The 22,011-nt window shown below is 64.2% G+C and carries 19 protein-coding genes; 5 read left to right on the plus strand and 14 right to left on the minus strand.

Going from position 1 to position 22,011, the window contains the following annotated elements:
• Nucleotides 1–7 precede the first annotated feature (7 nt).
• The 3 genes from ACVOLI_RS02460 to ACVOLI_RS02470 all read right to left on the minus strand — a co-directional run bounded on the left by ACVOLI_RS02460 (nt 8) and on the right by ACVOLI_RS02470 (nt 2,687).
• Nucleotides 8–1,570, minus strand: a complete 1,563-nt coding sequence (locus ACVOLI_RS02460) for a protein adenylyltransferase SelO (protein WP_481533388.1) — start codon at nt 1,568–1,570, stop codon at nt 8–10.
• A gap of 51 nt (nt 1,571–1,621) precedes the next feature.
• The gene (locus ACVOLI_RS02465; protein WP_296246304.1) at nt 1,622–2,314 is read right to left on the minus strand and encodes a glutathione S-transferase family protein; all 693 of its coding nucleotides are present in this window, start codon (nt 2,312–2,314) and stop codon (nt 1,622–1,624) included.
• A 163-nt stretch (nt 2,315–2,477) separates the two neighbouring features.
• Complete coding sequence (locus ACVOLI_RS02470) at nt 2,478–2,687, minus strand: cold-shock protein (protein ID WP_054659637.1); 210 nt, start codon at nt 2,685–2,687, stop codon at nt 2,478–2,480.
• A 309-nt stretch (nt 2,688–2,996) separates the two neighbouring features.
• Here ACVOLI_RS02470 and ACVOLI_RS02475 point away from each other — a divergent pair, with 309 nt between their 5' ends.
• On the plus strand, nt 2,997–3,482 hold the full coding sequence (locus ACVOLI_RS02475) for a YaiI/YqxD family protein (protein WP_481533389.1): 486 nt from the start codon (nt 2,997–2,999) through the stop codon (nt 3,480–3,482).
• Between the two features lie 3 nt (nt 3,483–3,485).
• Here ACVOLI_RS02475 and ACVOLI_RS02480 read toward each other — a convergent pair whose 3' ends face one another.
• On the minus strand, nt 3,486–4,355 hold the full coding sequence (locus ACVOLI_RS02480) for a pseudouridine synthase (RefSeq protein ID WP_481533390.1): 870 nt from the start codon (nt 4,353–4,355) through the stop codon (nt 3,486–3,488).
• 63 nt (nt 4,356–4,418) lie between these two features.
• Here ACVOLI_RS02480 and ACVOLI_RS02485 point away from each other — a divergent pair, with 63 nt between their 5' ends.
• From ACVOLI_RS02485 to ACVOLI_RS02495, 3 genes are all read left to right on the plus strand, one after another.
• Nucleotides 4,419–4,967 carry a YaeQ family protein gene (locus ACVOLI_RS02485; RefSeq protein ID WP_282270084.1) on the plus strand — a complete coding sequence of 183 codons (549 nt, stop codon included), beginning with the start codon at nt 4,419–4,421 and terminating at the stop codon, nt 4,965–4,967.
• A gap of 6 nt (nt 4,968–4,973) precedes the next feature.
• Nucleotides 4,974–6,164, plus strand: coding sequence for a BaiN/RdsA family NAD(P)/FAD-dependent oxidoreductase (locus tag ACVOLI_RS02490; protein ID WP_481533391.1), 1,191 nt, complete (start codon nt 4,974–4,976; stop codon nt 6,162–6,164).
• A gap of 194 nt (nt 6,165–6,358) precedes the next feature.
• Nucleotides 6,359–8,428 (plus strand): GGDEF/EAL domain-containing response regulator, encoded by a 2,070-nt coding sequence (locus ACVOLI_RS02495; RefSeq protein WP_481533392.1) that lies wholly within the window; start codon nt 6,359–6,361, stop codon nt 8,426–8,428.
• A 236-nt stretch (nt 8,429–8,664) separates the two neighbouring features.
• Here the strand turns inward: ACVOLI_RS02495 and fabV are convergent, their stop codons facing one another.
• From fabV to ACVOLI_RS02545, 10 genes are all read right to left on the minus strand, one after another.
• The gene (gene fabV / locus ACVOLI_RS02500; protein ID WP_303746690.1) at nt 8,665–9,924 is read right to left on the minus strand and encodes an enoyl-ACP reductase FabV; all 1,260 of its coding nucleotides are present in this window, start codon (nt 9,922–9,924) and stop codon (nt 8,665–8,667) included.
• Between the two features lie 189 nt (nt 9,925–10,113).
• Entirely contained in the window at nt 10,114–11,082 is a 969-nt protein-coding gene (secF, locus tag ACVOLI_RS02505; RefSeq protein WP_282271728.1) for a protein translocase subunit SecF, read from the minus strand.
• A gap of 61 nt (nt 11,083–11,143) precedes the next feature.
• A complete protein-coding gene (gene secD, locus ACVOLI_RS02510) occupies nt 11,144–12,988 on the minus strand; it encodes a protein translocase subunit SecD (RefSeq protein WP_481533393.1) in 1,845 nt (614 codons plus the stop codon).
• A gap of 57 nt (nt 12,989–13,045) precedes the next feature.
• Complete coding sequence (yajC, locus tag ACVOLI_RS02515) at nt 13,046–13,375, minus strand: preprotein translocase subunit YajC (protein WP_282271731.1); 330 nt, start codon at nt 13,373–13,375, stop codon at nt 13,046–13,048.
• A 126-nt stretch (nt 13,376–13,501) separates the two neighbouring features.
• Nucleotides 13,502–14,641: a tRNA guanosine(34) transglycosylase Tgt gene (tgt, locus tag ACVOLI_RS02520; RefSeq protein ID WP_282271735.1), complete on the minus strand. Its 1,140-nt coding sequence runs from the start codon at nt 14,639–14,641 to the stop codon at nt 13,502–13,504.
• Between the two features lie 74 nt (nt 14,642–14,715).
• Nucleotides 14,716–15,717, minus strand: coding sequence for an ABC transporter ATP-binding protein (locus tag ACVOLI_RS02525; protein ID WP_481533394.1), 1,002 nt, complete (start codon nt 15,715–15,717; stop codon nt 14,716–14,718).
• Nucleotides 15,707–17,359 carry an ABC transporter permease gene (locus ACVOLI_RS02530; RefSeq protein WP_481533395.1) on the minus strand — a complete coding sequence of 551 codons (1,653 nt, stop codon included), beginning with the start codon at nt 17,357–17,359 and terminating at the stop codon, nt 15,707–15,709. Before ACVOLI_RS02530 ends, ACVOLI_RS02525 begins: the two co-directional genes overlap by 11 nt.
• A gap of 72 nt (nt 17,360–17,431) precedes the next feature.
• A complete protein-coding gene (locus tag ACVOLI_RS02535) occupies nt 17,432–18,514 on the minus strand; it encodes a Fe(3+) ABC transporter substrate-binding protein (protein WP_481533396.1) in 1,083 nt (360 codons plus the stop codon).
• A gap of 93 nt (nt 18,515–18,607) precedes the next feature.
• Nucleotides 18,608–19,651 carry a tRNA preQ1(34) S-adenosylmethionine ribosyltransferase-isomerase QueA gene (gene queA, locus ACVOLI_RS02540; RefSeq protein WP_296246330.1) on the minus strand — a complete coding sequence of 348 codons (1,044 nt, stop codon included), beginning with the start codon at nt 19,649–19,651 and terminating at the stop codon, nt 18,608–18,610.
• 284 nt (nt 19,652–19,935) lie between these two features.
• The gene (locus tag ACVOLI_RS02545) at nt 19,936–20,367 is read right to left on the minus strand and encodes an Lrp/AsnC family transcriptional regulator (RefSeq protein ID WP_282271858.1); all 432 of its coding nucleotides are present in this window, start codon (nt 20,365–20,367) and stop codon (nt 19,936–19,938) included.
• 118 nt (nt 20,368–20,485) lie between these two features.
• Here ACVOLI_RS02545 and ACVOLI_RS02550 point away from each other — a divergent pair, with 118 nt between their 5' ends.
• Nucleotides 20,486–21,982, plus strand: coding sequence for an aminotransferase class III-fold pyridoxal phosphate-dependent enzyme (locus ACVOLI_RS02550; RefSeq protein ID WP_481533397.1), 1,497 nt, complete (start codon nt 20,486–20,488; stop codon nt 21,980–21,982).
• The last annotated feature ends 29 nt before the right edge of the window (nt 21,983–22,011 follow it).

Consider the following 22,011-nt stretch of genomic DNA (forward strand, 5'->3'; position numbering starts at 1 on the left):
AAGGTGCTCAGGAGCTGCACGACAACATCGAGCAGCCGGCGCGGTCGCGCGCCCATTCCGGACGCTTGGCGGCAAATGCCTCGCGCCCGGGTTGTTCGTCATAAGGATGCCGCATCACGTCCAGCAAGTCCGTGATTCCGGCCAGATCGCCTTGTTCGGCACGGTCGATCGCCTGCTGGGCCAGCCAGTTGCGCAGCACGTATTTGGGATTTGCTGCCTGCATGGCATCACGGCGTTGCTGCGGTGACTGCCCGGCGGCCCGAACCCGCGCTGCATGGCGCTGCAGCCAGTCGGTCAGCGCTGGCAACACCTGTTCGCGGGCGGCCGGCGAATAGAAGGCATCCTCCAGCGCGGCGGCCTGCGGCGCGTCGATATCAATGGACGCCAAGGCACGGAATGCCAGCGTCATATCCATCTCACCGTCCTGCAGCAACTGCTGGAACTGCGTCATCAGCTCGACGTCGCCGTCCCGGTACTCGCCCAGACCAAGTTTGGCAACCAGATGGGCGCGTTCTTCGGCTTCAAAGCGTTCGCGGAAGCCATCCAATCCGGCCTGCAGAGGTGCAACCTCGGCAAACAAAGGCGACAACGCCTGCGCCAATCGCACCAGATTCCAGTACGCCACCTGCATCTGCGTGCCAAAGCGGTAGCGTCGGCCCTGCGCATCGGTGGTGTTCGGCGTCCAGTCCGGATCGTAGTCCTCGACCCAGCCGTAAGGGCCGTAATCCAGGGTCAAACCGAGGATCGACATGTTGTCGGTATTCATCACGCCGTGTACGAAGCCGACCCGCATCCACTGCGCGACCATCACCGCGGTACGCGTGCAGACCTGCGCAAACCAGTCGGCGTACAGCGCCTCGCCACTGCCCTGCAGCTCGGGGTAATCACGGGCGATGCAGAAATCGACCAGTTGCCGCAGCAGCGCGACATCACCGCGCACCGATGGCAGCTCGAATGTGCCGAAGCGGATGAACGACGGTGCGACGCGGCACACCACCGCACCGGGTTCGGCCTGCGGATGACCGTCGTAGAACATGTCGCGCATCACCGCCTCGCCGGTGCCGACGAGGCTCAATGCGCGGGTGGTGGGCACACCGAGATGATGCATGGCCTCGGAGCACAGGAACTCGCGCAGTGACGAACGCAGCACCGCTCGGCCATCGGCGCCGCGCGAATACGGCGTGGGACCCGCACCTTTGAGCTGCAGCTCCCAACGCTTGCCACTGGCCAGCAACTCCCCCAGGGAGATGGCGCGGCCATCGCCAAGCTGCCCGGCCCAATGGCCGAACTGATGGCCGCCGTAATTGGCGGCCCACGGCTGCATGCCGGCGAACAAGGCATTGCCACCAAAGATCTCGGCAAACTCCGGGCTGGCAATCGTTGTCGGGGCGAAGCCAAGCACATCTGCGACCTCAGCCGAGTGCGCCAGCAAGCGCGGTGCAGCCACCGGCGTCGGCATCACCGCCGACCAGGCAGCACCCAGCACCTCGCGGCGGCGCGCGCCGGTTTCAGGATCACCGGGCAGCTCGCGCTGGAAGCGGTTATCAAATAGCGGGGGCGTGTCGTTCATCATCTGAAAGTGGGGACTGCCGGGCCATGCTGCAAGCGTGGCCCGTTGTGCTCAACGAGCGCCGCCGATCAGATCCAGCGCGCCGCCACGCTGCTCGGCACGCTGATAGGCCGGCCGTTCGGCGATGCGGGCCAGGAAAGCCTGCAGCTTCGGATAGTCGGTCATGGGACCGGCGCGGACTGCCGCCGCCTGGACCGGGAAACTCATCTGGATATCAGCCGCGCTGAAACGCTCGCCGGCAAACCAGGTGGATTCGCCCAAGGCCTGCTCCATCCAGCCCAGGTGCAGACGCAGCTGCGGACTGATGAAGCTCTTCATCACCTTGTCGACGATGCTGTGGGCAATCGGCTTGGCGAAAAATGGCAGCGGTGCCTTGCGCACTTTCGCGAACACCAGGCTCATCACCAGCGGCGGCATCGCCGAGCCTTCGGCGTAGTGCATCCAGTAGTGATAGTGCAGGCGTTCCGGCGCATCCACTGGCAGGGGCTGCGGCGACAGGCTGCGCTGCAGGTCATAGCGGTCAGCCAGGTATTCCAGGATGGCCCCGGATTCGGCCAGGATCAGTGCGCCGTCCTGCAGCACCGGAGATTTGCCGAGCGGATGCACCTTGCGCAGTTCCGGCGGCGCCAGCCAGGTCTTGGGGTCGCGCTTGTAGCTGACCACGTCGTAGGCCAGGCCCAACTCTTCCAGCATCCACAGCACGCGCTGCGAACGCGATTGTTCCAGATGGTGCACGGTGATCATCGCTGGCTCCAACGTCATTCAATCGACACGAGACAACATCCTAGCCAACACCTGCAGAACGCAGCGTCAGTGCAAGGCGAAGCTCGATGCGAAAACACAAATAAAAACGCCGGAAGCTTTCGCTTCCGGCGTTCCAAGCAACCTTACGGTAGCAAGGGGTCGATTAGACCGCCTGCACCTGGTCAGCCTGCATACCCTTCTGGCCCTGCACGGCGACGAAAGTCACCTTCTGGCCTTCCTGCAGCGACTTGAAGCCGTTGCCCTGGATGGCGCGGAAATGCACGAACAGGTCCGGGCCGCTTTCCGGGGTGATGAAGCCGAAGCCCTTGGCGTCGTTGAACCACTTGACAGTGCCGGTCTGACGATCAGACATGTACTAACTCCTGAAACATAAGTTGAAATAATCGCAGCCACCGGAGATCGGGGCCGAGACTGAGTTGCAGGCGTTGGTAAAGCGGATCGATGAGCCGATCAAGAAGATCAACTGCATCAGGCCACGATTCACGGTGACCCTTGCAAGCACAGTGGGATGGACAATACGCCGCTTTGTTCCAAAAAGCGATAATTACCGTATTCAGAAACCCAATTTGATTCAGTTCGTCTATTAAGTCGCTGAAAACAGTCAATTTTCTGACGATAGCCCGGAACCAGCAAAGTCCGAAAATCCAATAGACTGCGCGGCATGAGCACTGAAGACGTCGTTTCCGCCACCCGTTCGGCCACCCAGATTTGGGTCGATGCCGATGCCTGCCCCGTGGTGATCAAGGAAATCCTGTTCCGCGCCGCCGAACGGGCCAAGGTCGAGACCGTACTGGTCGCCAACCAATGGCTGCGCACCCCGCCCTCGCGCTTCATCCGTGCCATGCAGGTGCCGGGTGGGCCGGATGTTGCCGACGACGCCATTGCCGAGCGAGTGAACCCCGGCGACCTGGTCGTTACCCAGGACATTCCGCTGGCAGCGCGTGTGTTGGAGAAAAAAGCCGTCGCACTGAATCCGCGCGGTGAGCTCTATACCGCCAACACCATCGCCGAGCGGCTATCGGTGCGCAACTTCATGGAAGAACTGCGTGGTGCTGGCGTTCAGACCGGCGGTCCTGCCACCTTGCACGCGCGTGACCGCCAGGCCTTTGCCGCCCAGCTCGACCGCTGGCTCGCGCAACGGCGCTGAAGCTCACACCAGCTCACGCGCACTGCGGAATTCCCGCTGCCGGCCGCTGAGCGGATCCAAGAAGGCCAAGCGCCGCGCCAACAGTTGCAGCGGCTGCCGGTAATCATCCGGTGCGCGCTCGATTACCTGCGGGTAGAAATCGTCACCGATGATGGGCGCTCCCAGCGCGGCCATGTGCACGCGCAACTGGTGTTTGCGCCCAGTCACCGGCTCCAACGCGTAATGCCACACATCGCCACGCCGCTCGATCACCTCCACCCGGCTCAGGGCATTGGCCTCGCCCGCCAGCTCGACCATGCGAAAGAACGGTTCGCCGCGGCCGATACGACTGTTCCGCTGCAGCGGGAACTGCAGCGTCGGCAGGGCCGGGGCCAGGGCCTCATAGCCTTTGTCGATGCGACGCTCGGCAAACAGCCGCTGGTAGGCGGCGCGCGTGTGCGGATTGCAGGAGAACAACACCAGTCCCGCAGTGCCACGATCAATCCGGTGCAGCGGCACCAGCTCGCGGTTGCCGGTGCTGGCGATCAGTCGCGCGAGCAGGGTCTGGCGCACGAAGCGGCCGGCCGGGGTGACCGGCAGGAAATGCGGCTTGTCGGCTACCAACAGGTGTTCGTCCTGGTGCAGGATCTGCTCGGCGAATGGCACCTCCGGCTCGTCGGCAACCTCGCGGAAATACTGGATCTCCTGCCCTGCCCGCCACGGCTGCGCCGGCAGCAGCGGCCGGCCGTCGCTGCCCAGCACCCGCCCGCGCGCAAAACGGCCCAGCCATTGCGCCTGGCTTACCGCCGGGAAGCGGGCGCACAAACCCTCCAACAGGCTGGCCCACGGGCCTGGAGCGAGTTGCAGACGGCTTGGCAGGTCTTGGTCAGGCACGTTGAAACGGGTCCGGTGCGGGGCCAGGCATTATGATGGGCGGTCTTTGTACCCGGTATTCCCATGGCCCTCACCGCCACCATCCGCAAGGCCGAGCTGCAGATCAGCGACATGGACCGCGGTTACTACGCGACCCACAACCTGACCCTGGCCCAGCATCCCTCCGAAACCGACGAGCGCCTGATGGTGCGCCTGCTCGCCTTCGCCCTCAACGCCGAGGACCGGCTGGAATTCGGCAAGGGCCTAAGCAGCGAGGACGAACCGGACCTGTGGCAGCTGGACTACACCGGCGACATCGAGCAGTGGATCGATCTGGGCCATCCGGACGAGTCACGCGTGCGCAAGGCCTGCAACCGCAGCCGTCGCGTGCAGATCGTCAACTACGGCGGCAATGCCTCCGACATCTGGTGGCAGAAGCAGGGCAAGCACCTGACCCGTTTCAACAACCTGTCGGTGATCGACCTGCCGTCCGCGTTCGTCGAGCGCTGGGGTGAGCAGGTGCAACGCGCGATGCGCTGGAGCGTGCTGATCCAGGATGGCGAGGTGCAGATCCTCAATGATCACATCCAGCTGGACGTGATCCCGGTCTGGCGCAAGCGCCCGGCGGAGTAAGCAGTAGTGGCAGACAAGGTAATCCGCTGCGACGTACTGGTGATCGGCGCTGGCGCCGCGGGGCTGATGTGCGCGCTCACCGCCGGCCAGCGCGGCCGCATCGTGCAGGTCATCGATCATGCCAACAAGGTTGGCAAGAAGATCCTGATGTCAGGCGGCGGCCGCTGCAACTTCACCAATACCGGCACCACCGCAGCCAACTTCATCTCCAACAACCCGCACTTCTGCAAGTCGGCGCTGGCGCGATATACGCCGGCCGATTTCATCGAGATGGTCGAACGCCACGGCATCGCCTATCACGAGAAGGAGCTGGGCCAGTTGTTCTGCGACATTTCCTCCAAGCAGATCGTGAAGATGCTGCTGGACGAGTGCTCCGACGCAGGCGTGCAGATCCGCACCGATTGCGGCGTCCAGCAGATCGAGCGCGGCGCCGATGGCTTCCACGTGCGTACCGCGCAGGGGCAATTCCACAGCGCCTCGGTGGTGATCGCTACCGGCGGGCTGTCGATCCCGAGCATGGGCGCCAGCGGCTTCGGTTACGAAGTGGCCCGCAACTTCGGCCATGAGCTGCTGCCGACGCGTGCCGGGCTGGTGCCGCTGACCCTGAGCGGCACCCACCAGGAACGCTTCGCCGAGCTCAGTGGCGTTGCGCTGCCGGTGGAGGCGCGCTGCAACGGCAAGAGCTTCCGCAACTCGATGCTGATCACCCATCGCGGCGTCAGCGGCCCGGCGATCCTGCAGATCTCCTCGTACTGGCAACCGGGTAATGACCTGCGGCTGGACCTGCTGCCCGATCACGATGCAGCCGAATGGCTGCGGCAGATGAAGCGCGAGCGCGGCGCCTCCGAATTGCGCACCGTGCTGTCCGAAGTGATGCCGCGGCGGCTGGCCCTGCGCCTGTGCGAGCAATGGCTGAAGGACAAGCCGATGCGGCAGATGGACGAGCCCGAGCTCAAGGCCGCCGCCAGCCTGCTGTCCGATTTCCCGCTAGTCGCCAGCGGCACCGAGGGCTACCGCACCGCCGAAGTCACCCTGGGCGGCGTGGACACGCGCAAGGTGTCTTCCTCGACGATGGAATCGCAGCGGGTACCCGGCCTGCACTTTGTCGGCGAGGTACTGGACGTGACCGGCTGGCTGGGCGGCTACAACTTCCAATGGGCCTGGGCCTCCGGACGTGCCGCCGGGATGGCGGTGTAAGCGGATTCGGCAGATCGGCAAGCCGGCCACACCGCTGCACACAGCAGCTGCGGGGAGGTGTTGCGGCCGCTGGCGACGACCCCTGGAGGCGGCCTTGGGACTACACTCACGGGAGTACGTCACAGGCAAGCGATCTGCGCATAGACGCCGGCGACGTGCATCGTGTATTAAACCCCGTCCCCCGGGAGTCCTGAATGCAGAACGCCAAAGACATCACCTTGCGCTTGCTGATCGTTGACGACAGTGCCGAGAGCGCCGAGGCCATCGTCAGCACCTTGCGCAACAGCGGCATCGCAGTGCGCCCGTCGCGGCCGCAGAGTGCCGAGGAGCTGAGCCAGGCACTGAGCCAACCCATCGACCTGGTGCTGGCGGCCAACTCTTACGCTATCCCGCAGTTGCTGCTGACCCAGCAGGTCGCGGCCAGCGGCAAGGACATCCCGATGATCCTGCTGACCGACAGCATCGATGCACAGATGCTGCTGGACTCGGCCGCCAACGGCATCCGCGCCATCGCGCTGCGCCAGCAGCCAGACCACCTGTTGTCGGTGGTGCAGACCGAATGGACCGACCTGCAGGCGCGCCGCGGCCTGCGCCGGATCGAGGCGCAGATGCGCGAGACCGAGCGCCGCTGCGACGCACTGATCTCGTCCTCGCGCGATCCCATCGCCTACATCCACGAAGGCATGCACATCCGCGCCAACGAAGCCTATCTGGACATGTTCGGATTCGAGTCGTTCGAGGATGTGGAAGGCATCTCGCTGTTGGACATGGTGGCGCCGCAGCACGTGGAGAACTTCAAGCAGCTGCTCAAATCGCTGAGCAAGGGCGAAGCGCCGCCACCGCAATACGAAGTGCACGCACGTAACCAGGACGGCGACACCTTCCCGGCGACGATGGAATTCACCGCTGCCACCTATGAAGACGAGAGCTGTTTCCAGATCGTGTTCCGTCGCCGCGAGGAGTTTGATCCGGAACTGGCACGCGAAGTCGAAGCGCTGCGCCAGCGCGACCAGGTCACCGGCCTGCTCAACCGCCCGACTTTCATGGTCCAGCTGGAGAAGGCCGTCGCCCAGGTTGGGCGCAGCGATGGCCAGTATGGCTTCCTGCTGGTAGAACCGGATCACTATGCACGCCTGCTGCCCGATATCGGACTGGATTCGGCAGACGCATTGATTGCAGCCCTCGGCCAGAAGCTGGCCCAGGCTGTTGGCGAGGACGCGCAGCTGGCGCGCTTTGGCGAGCATAGCTTTGCCCTGCTTACCGAGGGCGATTACACACATACCTCGCAGATGGCTGAGCGGGTACGCGGCGCCTTTGCCTCCTCGGTATTCAGCATCGGCGAGCGCTCGGCCACCGTCACCGTCAGCATCGGCGGCGTGCAGGTGGGCGAGAAGATCGCCAGCGTTGGCCAGGTCCTGAACCGCGCCAATGACTGCGCACGCGCCGCCACTGAACTGGGTGGCAATACCTTCAAGGTATTCGATCCGGGCGCGGCCGACCGCGTCGAGGAAGAGCGCATCCAGAGCTGGGTACAGCGTATCCGCCAGGCAGTCGCTGGTGATGGCTTCCATCTGCGTTTCCGCCCCGTGCTGAACCTTATGGGCGAGCCGATCCAGCTGTATGACACCTCGCTGCAGATGGAAAACAACGGCGAGATGGTGGGACCGCCCAGCTTCCTGCCGATCGCACAGGAACACGGGTTGTTGGCGCCGATCAACCGCTGGGTGGTGGCCAACGCCATTCGCGCGCTGGGCGAGCGGCGCCGTGCCGGTCACCGCACGCACCTGATGGTACGCATCACCCCGGAGTCCTTCTCCGACCCCGAGCTGCTGACGGTGATCCGCAATGGCCTGCAGGCCGAAGGCGTGGAAGGCGCGCAGCTGTGGCTGCAGATTCCCGAGGCCAAGGTATTCACCCACCTGCGCAATGCGCAGCAGTTCCTGGGCGATGTCACTGCGTTGGGCTGCAAGGTTGGCCTCGAGCAGTTTGGCTCGGGACTGGATTCATTCCAGCTGCTGGCGCACTTCCAGCCTGGCTTCCTCAAGCTGGACAGCGCGTTCACGGCTGACCCGACGCTGGCCAAGGAGCAGCTGGAGAAGACCCAGGAGATCACCACCAAGGCGCAGTCTGCCGGCATTCTGACCATCGCCGAGTTCGTGGCGGATGCGTCGACGATGAGCCTGTTGTTCAGCGCTGGCGTGGATTACGTGGAAGGCGATTTTGTCGGGCCGCCGACGGCTCAGATGGATTTTGAGTTTGGTTGATGGTTTTCTGTGGGCTGCTTGTTTGCGCCAAGAGCTGCCCTCACCCCAACCCCTCTCCCGCAGGCGGGAGAAGGGCTAGCAATCCGCAAGCGCGAGCAATGCCTGCAACCGCAGCTGTATAGCCCCTCTCCCGCCTGCGGGAGAGGGGTTGGGGTGAGGGGAAGCTCCTGGCTAGGAATGCAAAAAAAAAGGCCGCGCAAAGCGCGGCCTTCTCATTACCAAGAAGCCAAAAGAACTCAGACCTCAACAATCCCCGGAATCGCCACATCCGGATTCACGTCGGCTTCGTAATCCACGCCGTCGATGCCGAACCCGAACAGGCGCAGGAAGTCGGCCTTGTAGCCGGCCAGGTCGCTGATCTCGTACAGGTTCTCGTTGGTCACCTGCGGCCACAGCTCCAGTACCTTGCCCTGCACTTCCGGCGCCATTTCCTTGTAGTCCGCTCGCAGACGGCCTTCGCCGTCGACCAGCGCGATCTCACGGCCCTGCGCGTCCTGCAACTGCTGGCGGATGTGGTCAGCCGCGTTGGCGCCGCCCTGCGGGCCGTTGTACAGAATGTCGTACAGGGTATCGAGCTGCTCGATGCAGCCTTCGTGCGTGCCCTGCTCTTTCATCACCTTGAACAGCAGCGACAGATACAGCGGCATGGTCGGGATCGCCGAGCTGGCCTGGGTCACAACCGCCTTCAGCACCGACACGCGCGCATCGCCGCCCAGCCCCTGCAACTTGTCACGGATGGCCAGCACCTTGGCATCCAGATCCTTCTTGGCAGCACCGATCGAACCATTCCAGTAAATGGCCTGGGTGATCTCTTCGCCGACATAGGTGAACGCGGTGGTGGTAGCACCCGGTGCCAGCACGCCAGCCTCAAGCAGCGCGTCGATCCACATCTGCCAGTCTTCGCCACCCATGACCTGCACGGTGCCGGCGATTTCCTCGGCCGTTGCCGGCTGCAGCGTGGTTTCGGTCAGCACTTCCTTGTCGGTATCCAAGCCACGCAAGGTGATCGGTGCGCCGATCGGCTTCAGCGTGGAGCTGATGATCTCGCCGGTCTTGGGATGCTTGCGACGCGGCGCGGCGAGGCTGTAAACCACCTGATCGACCTGGCCCAGATCGGCCTTGATGATCTCGATGACCTTCTGCTTCACCTCGTCGGAGAACGCATCGCCATTGACGCTGCGCGCATACAGGCCCGCCTGGTGCGCGTACTTCTCGAATGCGGCGGAGTTGTACCAACCCGCCGTACCCGGCTTGGTCTCGCTGCCCGGGCGCTCGAAGAACACGCCAAGGGTGGCGGCATCGCTGCCAAACGCAGCCTTGATGCGGGCGGCCAGACCGTAACCGGTGGAGGCACCGAGCACCAGCACCTTCTTCGGGCCATTGGCCAGCTTGGGCTGGGCCTTGATGTAATCGATCTGTTCCTTGACCGCCGCATCGCAACCAGTCGGATGGGTGGTGACGCAGATGAAGCCGCGCACACGCGGTTTGATGACCATGAAAACCTCGGTTGGCTAAACAGAAGACAGCAGCACAAGCAGTTTGCGCGCTGAACCGGGAGGATCGTAGTGCGCTGCCGCATCGAAAACAACCGACGCCACCGCATGGACCGCCCTGCCCCCGCGCGGATTGCAGGCAAAAGAAAAGCCGCGCAGAGCGCGGCTTTTCAGCAAGGCAGTGCGGGTCCGTCAGGGACGACGGGCCAGCTCTTCCTCGTCCTTGGCCTTGGGCAGCAGATCCTGCTTGGTGACCTTGAACGGACCAATGCTCAGCAGCGGCACGGCCACGATGATCGAGGAGATGACCACGATCACGGCACCCACCATGTGGGTTTCGGCCAGGCCTTCCATCGACTCGCCACCAAACATGTACAGCGCCAGTGCGGACAGGAAGAACAGCACCGCGGTGATCACCGTACGCGACAGCGTCTGGTTGATCGAGCGGTTAAGCACTTCCAGCGGCTCCACGCGCAGGCTGCGGAAGTTTTCGCGCACACGGTCGAACACCACGATGATGTCGTTGATGGCAAAACCCATCACCGACAACATACCGGCCAACACGGTCAGGTCGAACTCGCGGCCGAGCAGCGACATGTAGGCAACCGTCAGGATCAGGTCGAAGAATGCGGTGATGCTGGCGACGATGGCGAACTTCCATTCGAAGCGGGCAGCGATGTAGATCAGGAAGCCGATGACCATGAACAGCGTGGCGTAGATGCCGTTCATCGCCAGGTCCTTGCCGACCTGCGGGCCGACGAACTCGCCCGGCTGCACGGTAGCGACATTGTCCGCCGCAGTCACCGCAACGCGGACATTCTCGGCAACCGTCTGCGCGGCATCGGCGGCATTGTTGTGCTCGCCATCCGGCGGCAGGCGGATCATCAGGTCATTGCCGCCACCGACGCTCTGCACCTGGGCGTTCTCGAAGCCAGCCTTCTCCAGACGCTCGCGCACCGTGTCGGCGTTGATGCTCTTTTCAAAATGCGTGCGCACAACCGTGCCGCCGGTGAACTCCAGCGCGTAGTTGAAGCCTTTGAAGCCGATGATGGCGAACGAGGCCAGCAGCAACACCACCATGATCGCGAGCACCGGCTTGCGGTGACTCATGAAGTCGATGTTGGTGTCGTTCGGAACGATGTGAAGTGGAAACAGTTTCATGCAAGGAGTTCCTTGGAAAACCCGCACCGGTCAGGTGCGGGCTTCTGCGAAGAGGTTCGCGTCAGATGGCCACGGAGTTCAGCTTCTTGCGCTTGGCGTAGATCAGCGTCGCCAGAGCACGCGACACGGTGATCGCAGTGAACATCGAGGCAAAAATACCGATGATCATGGTCAGCGCGAAGCCCTTCAGCGGGCCGGTACCGAACGCGTACAGCGCCACACCGACAATCAGGCCAGTGAGGTTGGCGTCGAGGATGGTGCCCGAGGCGCGCTCGTAACCCTCCGCGATGGCCTTCTTCGCCGGCATGCCCAGTCGCAACTCTTCACGGATACGTTCGTTGATCAGCACGTTGGCGTCGACCGACAAGCCGACCGACAAGGCCAGGCCGGCGAAGCCCGGCAAGGTCATGGTCGCGCCGAACATCGACATCACCGCCACCACGATCAGCAGGTTGAACAGCAGCGCCACCGAGGTGATCACGCCGAACATGCGGTAGTAGATGGCGAAGAACACCAGGGTGAAGATGAACGAGAACACCACTGCCTTGACGCCGCGGTCCACGTTCTCCTTACCCAGGCTCGGGCCGATCACGTATTCCTCGACGAAGTCCATCGGCGCAGCCAGCGAGCCTGCACGCAGCAGCTTGGCCAGGCCGTCGGCTTCGGTCTTCTCCAGGCCGGTGGTCTGGAACTCCTTGCCGAACACGCCATTGATGTTGGCGATGGAGATCACTTCTTCCTTGACCCGGAAGCTGCGCTGCTCCACACCGTTGACCATCGTCACCTGCGGAATCCGCTCGGTGTAGACCACGGCCATCGGCTTGCCGACATTGGCGCTGGTGAAATCAAACATGCGCTGGCCACCGACGCTGTTCAGCGTCACGCTGACCGACGGCAGGCCGTTCTGGTCAGTGGAGGTCGCCGCCTTGACCATCTGGTCGCCGGTGACGATGGTGCGCTTGTTCAACAGCACCGGCATGCCACGGCGGTCGCGGTAGAGCTTGGCTTCCGGCGGGATGCGGCCGGTATCCACTGCATCCTGCGCGTTGCCATCGACCACGGCGCGGTATTCCAGCGTCGCGGTGGCACCGATCATGCGCTTGGCTTCGGCCGTGTCCTGCACGCCCGGCAGCTCGACCACGATGCGGTCTTCGCCCTGGCGCTGGATGATCGGCTCGGCCACGCCCAGTTCGTTGACGCGGTTACGCAGGGTGGTCAGGTTCTGCTCGATGGCGCCGGAGGCGATCTGCAGCATTTCCGCCTGCGGCACGGTGGCGGTGATGCGATCACCACTGACCGAGTAGCTGAAGGTCGGCTGTGCCTTGGCCAGTGCCGCACGTGCCTTGTCGGCATCGGCAGCGTTGGTCAGGGCGATGGCGATATCGCTTTCGCCGCGACGCTCTACCGAACGGTAGGACACGCGGTTGTCACGCAGGGTGGTACGCACGTCTTCGGTGAAGGCTTCGAAACGCTTGTCCACCGCGGCCTTCTGGTCCACCTGCAAAGCAAAGTGCACGCCGCCGACCAGATCCAGACCCAGCACCATTGGCTTGCCGCCCAGATTGGCCAGCCAATCCGGCACGGTCGAGGCCAGGTTCAGGGCGACGGTGTAGTTTTCGCCGGCCGTCTCGCGCAGCACCTCATTGGCGCGCGACTGGGCGTCCAGCGAAGCAAGGCGGACGATCAGATTGTTCTCGCCCTCCTTCTCCACCGACTTGGCGGTGACACCGGCCTCGCCCAGCGCCTTGTTGACGCGCTCTTGCAGCGCATCATCAATCTGCCCACCACGGTTGGCGGTGATCTGAACGGACGGATCCTTCTGGTAGATGTTGGGCAGCGCGTACAGCGCGCTGACCGCCAGAACGATCAGAATCAGGAAGTACTTCCAGCGCGGAAATTCAAGCATTGTAGGATCCTGCGCGACGCCGGTGCGGCGTCACGACGTGACGGAAAGGGATCAGTCTCAGGCGGCGTTCTTCAGCGTGCCCTTGGGCAGGACGTTGCCGACCGAGCCCTTCTGCACGCGGATGCGGACGTTGTCGGCCACTTCCACGGTGATGAAGTTGTCGCCGATGTCGGTGACGACGCCAGCAATGCCGCCGGAGGTCAGCACTTCGTCACCCTTGGCGATCTTCTCCAGCATTGCCTTGTGTTCTTTCTGGCGCTTCATCTGCGGGCGGATCATCAGGAAGTACATCACTGCGATCAGTGCGATGGGCAGCAGGAAGGTACCCATGCCCGGTGCGGCCGGAGCGGCCTGGGCGACGGGAAGCAGGATAGCCATGAGAGTCATTTTGTAATCCTTGATGTTGGGCGGCACCCACCCGGGCCGGATGGCCTGCAGCAGTTACCGCGAAACGGGGTCAGCCGTGAAGTATGCCACGCGTCCGGGAGCACGTCCCGGACCGTGTGAAGACCGCTACTCCCCCGACAACGCCGGGACACTCAGGCCCCGGGCTGCATAGAAGGACTCGCGGAAGGCCAGGAAGGTTCCCGCCTCGATGGCCGCGCGCATGTCGGCCATCAGCTTTTCGTAATAGAACAGGTTGTGCAGGGTGCCCAGCATCGGCGCCAGCATCTCGTTGCAGCGGTCCAGATGACGCAGGTAGGAGCGGGTATAGCCACCGGTGCAGGCATGGCAGCCGCAGCCGGGCTCGATCGGGTTCATGTCCCGCTCGTACTTGGCATTGCGGATGCGAACGGTGCCGAACGAAGTGAAATAGTGGCCGTTACGGGCATTACGGGTCGGCATGACGCAGTCGAACATGTCCACGCCACGGGCCACGCCTTCAACCAGGTCTTCCGGCCGGCCCACACCCATCAGGTAGCGCGGACGGTCGGCGGGCAGGATCGGATGCATGTGGTCGAGCATGGCATTGCGCTCGTGCTCGGGCTCGCCCACCGCCAGGCCGCCGATGGCATAGCCATCAAAGCCGATCTGCTGCAGGCCCTCGGCCGAGCGGCTGCGCAGTTCGGTATGTACCCCGCCCTGGACGATGCCGAACAGCGCCGCATCGTTGCCCATGGCGTCATGTGCGTTGCGGCTGCGCTGGGCCCAGCGCAGGCTGAGCTCCATCGACTTGCGCGCCACCGGCTCGGTGGCCGGGTACGGTGTGCATTCGTCGAAGATCATGACGATGTCCGAATCCAGCACCTTCTGGATCTTCATGCTCTCTTCCGGGCCCAGGAAGACCCGGGCACCGTCGGTCGGCGAGGCAAATGTGACGCCTTCTTCGGTGATCTTGCGGCGATGCGCCAGCGAAAACACCTGAAAACCACCCGAATCGGTCAGGATTGGACCATTCCACTGGCAGAAGCCATGCAGGCCGCCGTGGTCGGCAATGACATCCAGGCCCGGGCGCAGGTACAGATGGAAGGTATTGCCGAGGATGATCTCGGCCCCGAGCGCGCGCACCTGCTCTGGCAGCACGCCCTTGACCGAGCCATAAGTGCCGACCGGCATGAACGCCGGGGTCTGCACGGTGCCGCGCGGGAAGGACAGCTGGCCACGGCGGGCGCGGCCATCGGTGTTCTGGAGCTTGAACTGCAATCTGGACATGGAAGCATTGAGGCGTCAGTTGCGCCAATTGTCGCGGATATGGGCCTGCAGGGCGAACTTTGGGCCCGGAATAGTCAGTCGGGGAAGCGAACCGGCGCTGGATCGTGCCAGGCCAGGCCAACCTCGGCACCAATATCCGGCAGCTGGCCAGGGCCGAAGTCCAGCTCCAGCCGCTCACCGCCCGCCAAGCGCACCCAACCGCTGCTGCCCGGCCCGCGAAATACCACGCCCTCGACCCGCGCACGCAGTGCCGCGGCCGGGTCCAGCAACAGGCTGTGTGGGCGCACCAGCACCCGCCCTCCCCCAACCATGCCGAGCCGCGCCGCCTGGATCAGCGCTCCGCGACCGATGAAACCGGCGACGAACGGATCCTGCGGCGCCTGATACAGCGCTTGGGCGCTGCTCCACTGCAGCAAGCGCCCTTCATGCATGACGCCGATGCGATCAGCCATGGCAAAGGCCTCACTCTGGTCATGGGTCACCATCAGCACCGTGGTGCCGGCCGCCTTGAGCAGGTCACGCAGTTCGCCAGCCAGCCGCTGACGGGTATCCACGTCCAGGTTCGAGAACGGCTCGTCCAGCAGCAACAGGTCCGGTGCCGGCGCCAGCGCGCGCGCCAACGCTACGCGCTGCTGTTGGCCACCAGACAATTCATGCGGGTAGCGCAGCTCCAGGCCTGGCAAGCCCACGTACTGCAACAAAGCCTGGACCCGGGCCTTCCGCTTGGCACGTTGCAGGCCACGCAGGCCAAAGCCGATGTTCGCCGCCACGTCCAGGTGCGGAAACAGCGCGTAATCCTGGAACATCATCCCAACCCTGCGCTGCTCGGGCGGCAGCGCCCGCTGCGGCGCAGCCAGCTGCCGCCCGGCGAGCACGATGCCGCCCTGCTGCAGCGGCTCAAAGCCGGCAATGCTGCGCAGCACCGTGGTCTTGCCGCAGCCGGACGCACCCAGCAGGCATCCAATCTCGCCACGACCGAGCTGCAACGACAAGCCCTCCACCACCGGTTTGAAACCGCCCGCGACGGGATAGCCAATATGCAGGTCTTCCAATACCAGCTGTGCGTCAACGTGCATCTTCAACTCCATAAGCCGCGCCTGCGCGCGCCAGCAGGATCACCGGCAGCAGGCCACTGACGACAATCAACAAGGCCGCCACCGCGCCTTCTTCATACGTCCCGCGCGCAGCCTCGGCATACAACCATGTCGCGAGTGTTTCGAAATTCATTGGCCGCAGCACAAGGGTGGCCGCCAACTCCTTCATCGTATCGACGAATACCAGCAGCGCGGCAGCGGCCAAGGCCGGGCGCAGCAGCGGCAGATGCACCCGTCGCAACATCCCCGCTGCACCCTCGCCCAGACTCGCTGCAGCCTGATCCAGCGACAGCGGAATGCGCGCCAAGCCCGCCTCGATCCCGCCCACCGATACCGCAAGAAAGCGCAGCGTATACGCCAGCACCAACACGGTCACCGAACCCATCAACAGCATCTGCGGCTGACCGCCAAGCAGCACCAACAGCCGGCTGGCCACGGCATCCAGCCCACCCAGCGGCAACAACAGGCCGATCGCCAGCACCGTGCCGGGGATCGCATAGCCCAGCGTGGCAGTGCGACTGCTGGCCATTGCCAGGGCGTTGCGTCGCCGCGCCTGCGCCAGCCGCAATGCCCACGCAACCAACAACCCCAGCGTCATCGCCACAACCGTTGCCAACAAGGCAACCCGCAAGGTGTTCCACAGCGCAACCAGCAACTGCGGCGAGAAACCAGCAACCTGCAGGCGCTCAACCGCCTCCCAGAGCAGATAGGCCGCCGGCACCACAAAGCCCAGCAGCACCGGCAGCAACCCCAACAGCAACGCAAGCAGGCCACGCGCGCCGCGCAGCTGCAGCGGCTGCAACGGGCGTGGCCGCAGTACGCTGGCGTAGCGCTGCCGGCGCCGACCATAGCGCTCCAGCGTCAGCAACAACGCCACCACCGCGAGCATCGCCAACGCGATCTGGGCCGCGCCGGCCAGATCGCCGCGACTTACCCAGGTGGTGTAGATCGAAACAGTGAGGGTCTGCACGCCGAGGAATTCGGAGGCCCCGATATCGTTGAGGGTTTCCAGCAAGGCCAGTGCCACGCCTACTGCGATTGCAGGTCGCGCCAACGGCAGCGCCACCCGCCAGAACACCTGCAGCGGCGTGGCCCCCAGGCTGCGCGCCGCTTCAAGCAAGCCCGCCGCCTGGGTCATGAACAAGGCGCGGGTCGTCAGGTACACATAGGGATAGAGCACGAAGCCCAGCAGCACGATGCAGCCAAGCAGATGGCGGATATCCGGCAGACGGAACTGGCGGGGACTGTCATAGCCCAGCAGGTCACGGATCAGCCCCTGCACCGGGCCAAGCGGATGCAGCACGTCCAGATAGGCGAAGGCGGCGATATACGTTGGCACCGCCAAGGGCAGCAGCAATGCCCAGCTCAACAGTTTGCGCCCCGGGAACGCAAACGCCGTCACCAACCACGCACTGCCCGTACCCAGCACTACGACCAATACCCCGACGCCCAGCAACAACAGCCCGGTATTGAACAGCGCGGTCGGCAGCACATTGGCCGATAGATGCGCCCACAGCCCCGCGCTGCCATCGCTCGCCGCCCACGCCAAGCCCAGCACCGGCGCCAACATCAGCACCGCCACCGATACCGCGCCCAGCAGCCAGGGATTCCATCGCCACGTCATCAAGCACTATCCATCGCGAAACAACGGCCCGGCACCGCAAGCACGGCGCCGGCCCGTAGGAAGCCGCAAGGTTCAGTTATCGAAACCGACCTTGTCCACCAGCTCACTGGCCAGCTTGCGGTTGGCAACCACTTCGGCCAAGGGCAGCGGGTCCACCTTCATCGGCCCGAAGCTGGCTACGACCGGGTCAAGCGCAACACCCGGCTTCACCGGGTATTCGTAGTTGGCGCGCGCGTACAGGCTCTGCGAGCTGTCGCTGACCAGGTATTCCAGCAACTTCACCGCGTTGTCATGATTGGGCGCATGACGGGCGACGGCGGCGCCGGAGATATTGACGTGGGTGCCGGTATCGGCAGCACTGGCAAACACCGGCCGCACTACCTGGATGGCATCACCCCAGCTGCGCTGCTCGGAGCCTTCCTCGGCGTTCTTCATGCGGCCCACGTAATACGCGTTGGCCACACCGATATCGCAGATGCCGGCAAGAATGTCGCGTGCAACATCGCGATCACCACCGGCAGCCTTGCGAGCGAGGTTGGCCTTGACCCCGCGCAGCCAGACTTCGGTCTTCTCCGCGCCATCATGCGCGATCATCGCCGCGAACAGACTGGTGTTGTAAGGATGCTGGCCGGAACGGATGCATACCCGGCCCTTCCACTTGGGATCGGCCAGATCTTCATAAGTGAAGCCGGTCAGGTCGAGATCCTTGTCGGCATAGACCACGCGGTCGCGCAGCGACAGCGCGAACCACTGCCCTTCGGGCGAGCGCAAGTGCGCAGGGATGGCCGCTTCCAGCACCGGCGACTTCACCGCCTGGGTGTGCCCGGCTTCAACCACGTCGAGCAGGCGACCGGTGTCCACCGTCATCAGCACGTCGGCCGGCGAACGCTCGCCTTCGGCAGCCAGACGCTCGGTCAAGCCGTCCTTGAGCAGCACCGTATTGACCTTGATGCCGGTGTCCGCGGTGAAGGCGTCCAACAACGGCTGCACCAGGGCGGGTTCGCGCGTGGTGTAGAGGTTGACCTCACCCGCAGTGGTGCCTGCTTGCGATGCGGCAGCAGGTGCGGGGGCGTCACCGCTCTTGGCGCAGGCGCCAAGCAGGACAAGGGAACACAAGGCAGCCAGATGGCCGGCGGCACGCTTCGGATGACGCATGATTTACTCCGGAAGTGGTCGTCGGTCCCGGCCACGATGGCCGGACACGGATCAAATGAGAACTTATCTCATCTGATCCATCCGTGCACTACGTCAAACAGCCGCACCTTCCGCAGCCGGGAACAACAGCATCGCATCGCCATAGCTGAAGAAGCGGTACTTCTGCGCGATAGCGTGCGCATAGGCCTGGAAAACACGTTCCTTGCCCGCGAACGCGCTGATCATCATCAGCAGGGTGCTTTCCGGCAGGTGGAAATTGGTGACCATCGCATCGACGCTGCGGATGCGATAACCCGGGGTGATGAAGATCTGGGTCTCTCCGGCGTAGGGATGCAGTTCGCCTTCGCGCATCGCACTCTCCAGCGCTCGCACCACGGTGGTACCGACACCGATCACCCGGCCACCGGCAGCACGGGTGCGCCGCACCTGCTCGACCAGCTCGGCGCCGACATTGAGCCATTCGCGGTGCATCACGTGCTGCGACAGATCATCCACGCGCACCGGCTGGAAGGTGCCGGCACCAACATGCAGGGTGATGTGCCCGAACTGCACGCCACGCTCGCGCAGCTGCGCCAGCAGCGCTTCGTCGAAGTGCAGACCGGCGGTCGGCGCAGCCACGGCACCGACCTGCTTGGCGAACACCGTCTGGTAGCGCTCGCGGTCGTCCACACCGGGCTCCCGGTGGATGTAGGGCGGCAGCGGCAGGCGACCTTCGTGCACCAGCCAGGATTCCAGCGATTCGGGGATATCAAAGCGCAGCACATAGAACTCGCCGTCGCGGCCAAGCACCTCGGCTTCGCCGCCGGCATCAAGCTGAATGCGACTGCCGGGCTTGGGCGATTTGCTGGCACCTATCTGCGCGCGCGCCTGCTGGCCACCGAGCAGACGCTCGATCAGGATCTCGACGCGGCCGCCACTGGCTTTCTGCCCGAACAGGCGCGCCGGGATGACGCGGGTGTCGTTGAACACCAGCAGGTCACCAGGCTGCAGCAATCCGGCCAGATCACGCACCTGACGGTCGTCGAACGGCGCCGGCGCCGGCGGAACCAGCAGCAGGCGACTGGCCGAACGTTCGGCCAAGGGAGCCTGGGCGATCAATTCCTCAGGCAGGTCATAGGTGAAATCGGACTTCTTCAAGGCCGGAACTTCGTGCGGGGAGCCGACTATTGTAGCTCCCGGGGGAGGAAGAGCTGGTTTCTGGGCTTGGGCCTGGGTTCGGGCCTTGGCCTTGGCTTCGCTTCATGCCGTCATTCCCGCGAAGGCGGGAATCGCTCTGGCTCTGGCACTGGCTTGCTCCTGAATTCGCACTGGCCAGGCCAAATCAACAGCGAACAGCCAAAGCAAGAGCGATTCCCGCCTTCGCGGGAATGACGGCTGTAGAGCATGGGCAAGGCAGCGCCGAAGCAACGCTGCCAGCTACCTCACCGCTCAAACTTGGTAGAAAGAATGATCGCGCTGTTGGTCCGTTCCACCCCATCCACCGCACCGATGGCGTCGGTCACCACATCCATCTCGCTGACCCCACCCACCACCACCATCGCGATCAGGTCGTGGTTGCCGCTTACCGAATGCAGCGAGCGCACCTCGGTGATGTCACGCAGCGCCTTGACCACGGCCGGCATCTTCTTCGGCAGGACGGTGATCAGCACGTGCGCACGCACCTGGCCCTGCTCGTAGTCCTCATGGGTGCGCACCGTGTAGCCGGCAATCACTCCCAACTGCTCGAGCCGGTCGATGCGGCTCTGCACCGTGGTCCGTGACAGGCCAAGCCGGCGGGCGATCTGCGCGGTGGAGGCGCGCGCGTCCTCGCGCAACACGGACAACAGGCGTTCGTCGGCAGGAGAAATATTCACATTGCAAACCAGCTTCGTCGATTCGACGAAATTACCCGAAAATCCGTCGAGATCATAGCTGCCATATGTCCAGAATCTCCACATAATGGGTATATACAAGAAACTTCTGGAGATGAGCATGACCGTACTCGGCCCCCTCGCCCCGCTTCGCGCGCACGCCGGCAGCCGCCTGACCCAAGGCCTGGACGACGCCAGCGTTGAACGCCTGGCCGTCGCTCACCCGGACCTGGCAGGCGCCATCGCCGCTGCCGCCAGCGAATACGCCCGCATCAAGGACGAAGCTGCCGACCTGCTGGATCTGGACGAGCACGACCAGATCGCCGCCATGCAGGCCGGCTTCGTCAATTTCTACGCCGACGACGCCGTCGTCCCGTACATCGCCCTGGCCGCCTGCGGCCCGTGGGTGGTCTCGCTCAAGGGCGCCGTGCTGTATGACGCTGGCGGCTACGGCATGCTCGGCTTCGGCCACACCCCGGCCGACGTGATGGCCGCTGCAGCCAAGCCGCAGGTGATGGCCAACATCATGACCCCGAGCCTGGCCCAGCGCCGCTTCGTGCAGGCCATGCAGAAAGAGATCGGCCACAGCCGCGGCAGCTGTCCGTTCTCGCACTTCATGTGCTTGAACTCCGGCTCCGAGGCCGTTGGCCTGGCCGCTCGAATTGCCGACATCAACGCCAAGCTGCAGACCGATCCGGGTGCACCGCATGCCGGCGCCACCATCAAGCGAGTGGTGATCAAGGGCAGCTTCCACGGCCGCACCGACCGCCCGGCGCTGTACTCCGACTCCAGCCGCAAGGCCTATGACCAGCACCTGGCCAGCTACCGCGGCGAGAACAGCGTCATCACCGTGCCGCCCTACGACGAAGCGGCGATGCGCAAGGTGTTCGCCGATGCCAAGGCCAACAACTGGTTCATCGAGGCGGTATTCCTGGAACCGGTGATGGGCGAAGGCGACCCGGGCCGCGCGGTGCCGGCCAGCTTCTACAAGCTGGTCCGCGAACTCACCCGCGAGCACGGCAGCCTGCTGCTGATCGACTCCATCCAGGCCGCACTGCGTGCGCACGGCACCCTGTCCTTCGTCGACTACCCGGGCTACGAGACGCTGGATCCGCCGGACATGGAAACCTATTCCAAGGCCTTGAACGGCGCGCAGTTCCCGCTGTCGGTGCTGGCCGTCACCGAGCATGCCGCCAAGCTCTACCGCAAGGGCGTGTACGGCAACACCATGACCACCAACCCGCGCGCGCTGGATGTGGCTGTCGCCACCCTCGCCCGCCTGTCGCCGGAAGTTCGCCAGAACATCCGCCTGCGTGGTGAACAGGCCGTGCAGAAGCTGGAAGCGCTCAAGACCAAGCTCGGCGGCCTGATCACCAAGGTGCAGGGCACCGGCCTGCTGTTCTCCTGCGAGCTGGCCCCGCAGTTCAAATGCTATGGCGCCGGCTCCACCGAAGAGTGGCTGCGCATGCACGGCGTCAATGTCATCCACGGTGGCGAGAATTCGCTGCGTTTCACCCCGCACTTCGGCATGGATGAGGAAGAACTCGACGTGCTGGTGGAGATGGTTGGTCGCGCGCTGGTTGAAGGCCCGCGCCGGGCGCAAGCTGACGCTGCCTGATTTTCCGTGGTGCGTAACGAAACAGGCGG

It is taken from the genome of Stenotrophomonas sp. STEN029 (assembly GCF_056760015.1).

Excerpts from the sequence above, each read along its gene's own strand:
- ACVOLI_RS02460 (WP_481533388.1), bottom strand. The coding sequence starts at position 1,570 with ATGAACGACACGCCCCCGCTATTTGATAACCGCTTCCAGCGCGAGCTG.
- ACVOLI_RS02465 (WP_296246304.1), bottom strand. The coding sequence starts at position 2,314 with ATGATCACCGTGCACCATCTGGAACAATCGCGTTCGCAGCGCGTGCTG.
- ACVOLI_RS02470 (WP_054659637.1), bottom strand. The coding sequence starts at position 2,687 with ATGTCTGATCGTCAGACCGGCACTGTCAAGTGGTTCAACGACGCCAAG.
- ACVOLI_RS02475 (WP_481533389.1), top strand. The coding sequence starts at position 2,997 with ATGAGCACTGAAGACGTCGTTTCCGCCACCCGTTCGGCCACCCAGATT.
- ACVOLI_RS02485 (WP_282270084.1), top strand. The coding sequence starts at position 4,419 with ATGGCCCTCACCGCCACCATCCGCAAGGCCGAGCTGCAGATCAGCGAC.
- ACVOLI_RS02495 (WP_481533392.1), top strand. The coding sequence starts at position 6,359 with ATGCAGAACGCCAAAGACATCACCTTGCGCTTGCTGATCGTTGACGAC.
- fabV (WP_303746690.1), bottom strand. The coding sequence starts at position 9,924 with ATGGTCATCAAACCGCGTGTGCGCGGCTTCATCTGCGTCACCACCCAT.
- secF (WP_282271728.1), bottom strand. The coding sequence starts at position 11,082 with ATGAAACTGTTTCCACTTCACATCGTTCCGAACGACACCAACATCGAC.
- secD (WP_481533393.1), bottom strand. The coding sequence starts at position 12,988 with ATGCTTGAATTTCCGCGCTGGAAGTACTTCCTGATTCTGATCGTTCTG.
- yajC (WP_282271731.1), bottom strand. The coding sequence starts at position 13,375 with ATGACTCTCATGGCTATCCTGCTTCCCGTCGCCCAGGCCGCTCCGGCC.
- tgt (WP_282271735.1), bottom strand. The coding sequence starts at position 14,641 with ATGTCCAGATTGCAGTTCAAGCTCCAGAACACCGATGGCCGCGCCCGC.
- ACVOLI_RS02525 (WP_481533394.1), bottom strand. The coding sequence starts at position 15,717 with ATGCACGTTGACGCACAGCTGGTATTGGAAGACCTGCATATTGGCTAT.
- ACVOLI_RS02530 (WP_481533395.1), bottom strand. The coding sequence starts at position 17,359 with ATGACGTGGCGATGGAATCCCTGGCTGCTGGGCGCGGTATCGGTGGCG.
- ACVOLI_RS02535 (WP_481533396.1), bottom strand. The coding sequence starts at position 18,514 with ATGCGTCATCCGAAGCGTGCCGCCGGCCATCTGGCTGCCTTGTGTTCC.
- ACVOLI_RS02550 (WP_481533397.1), top strand. The coding sequence starts at position 20,486 with ATGACCGTACTCGGCCCCCTCGCCCCGCTTCGCGCGCACGCCGGCAGC.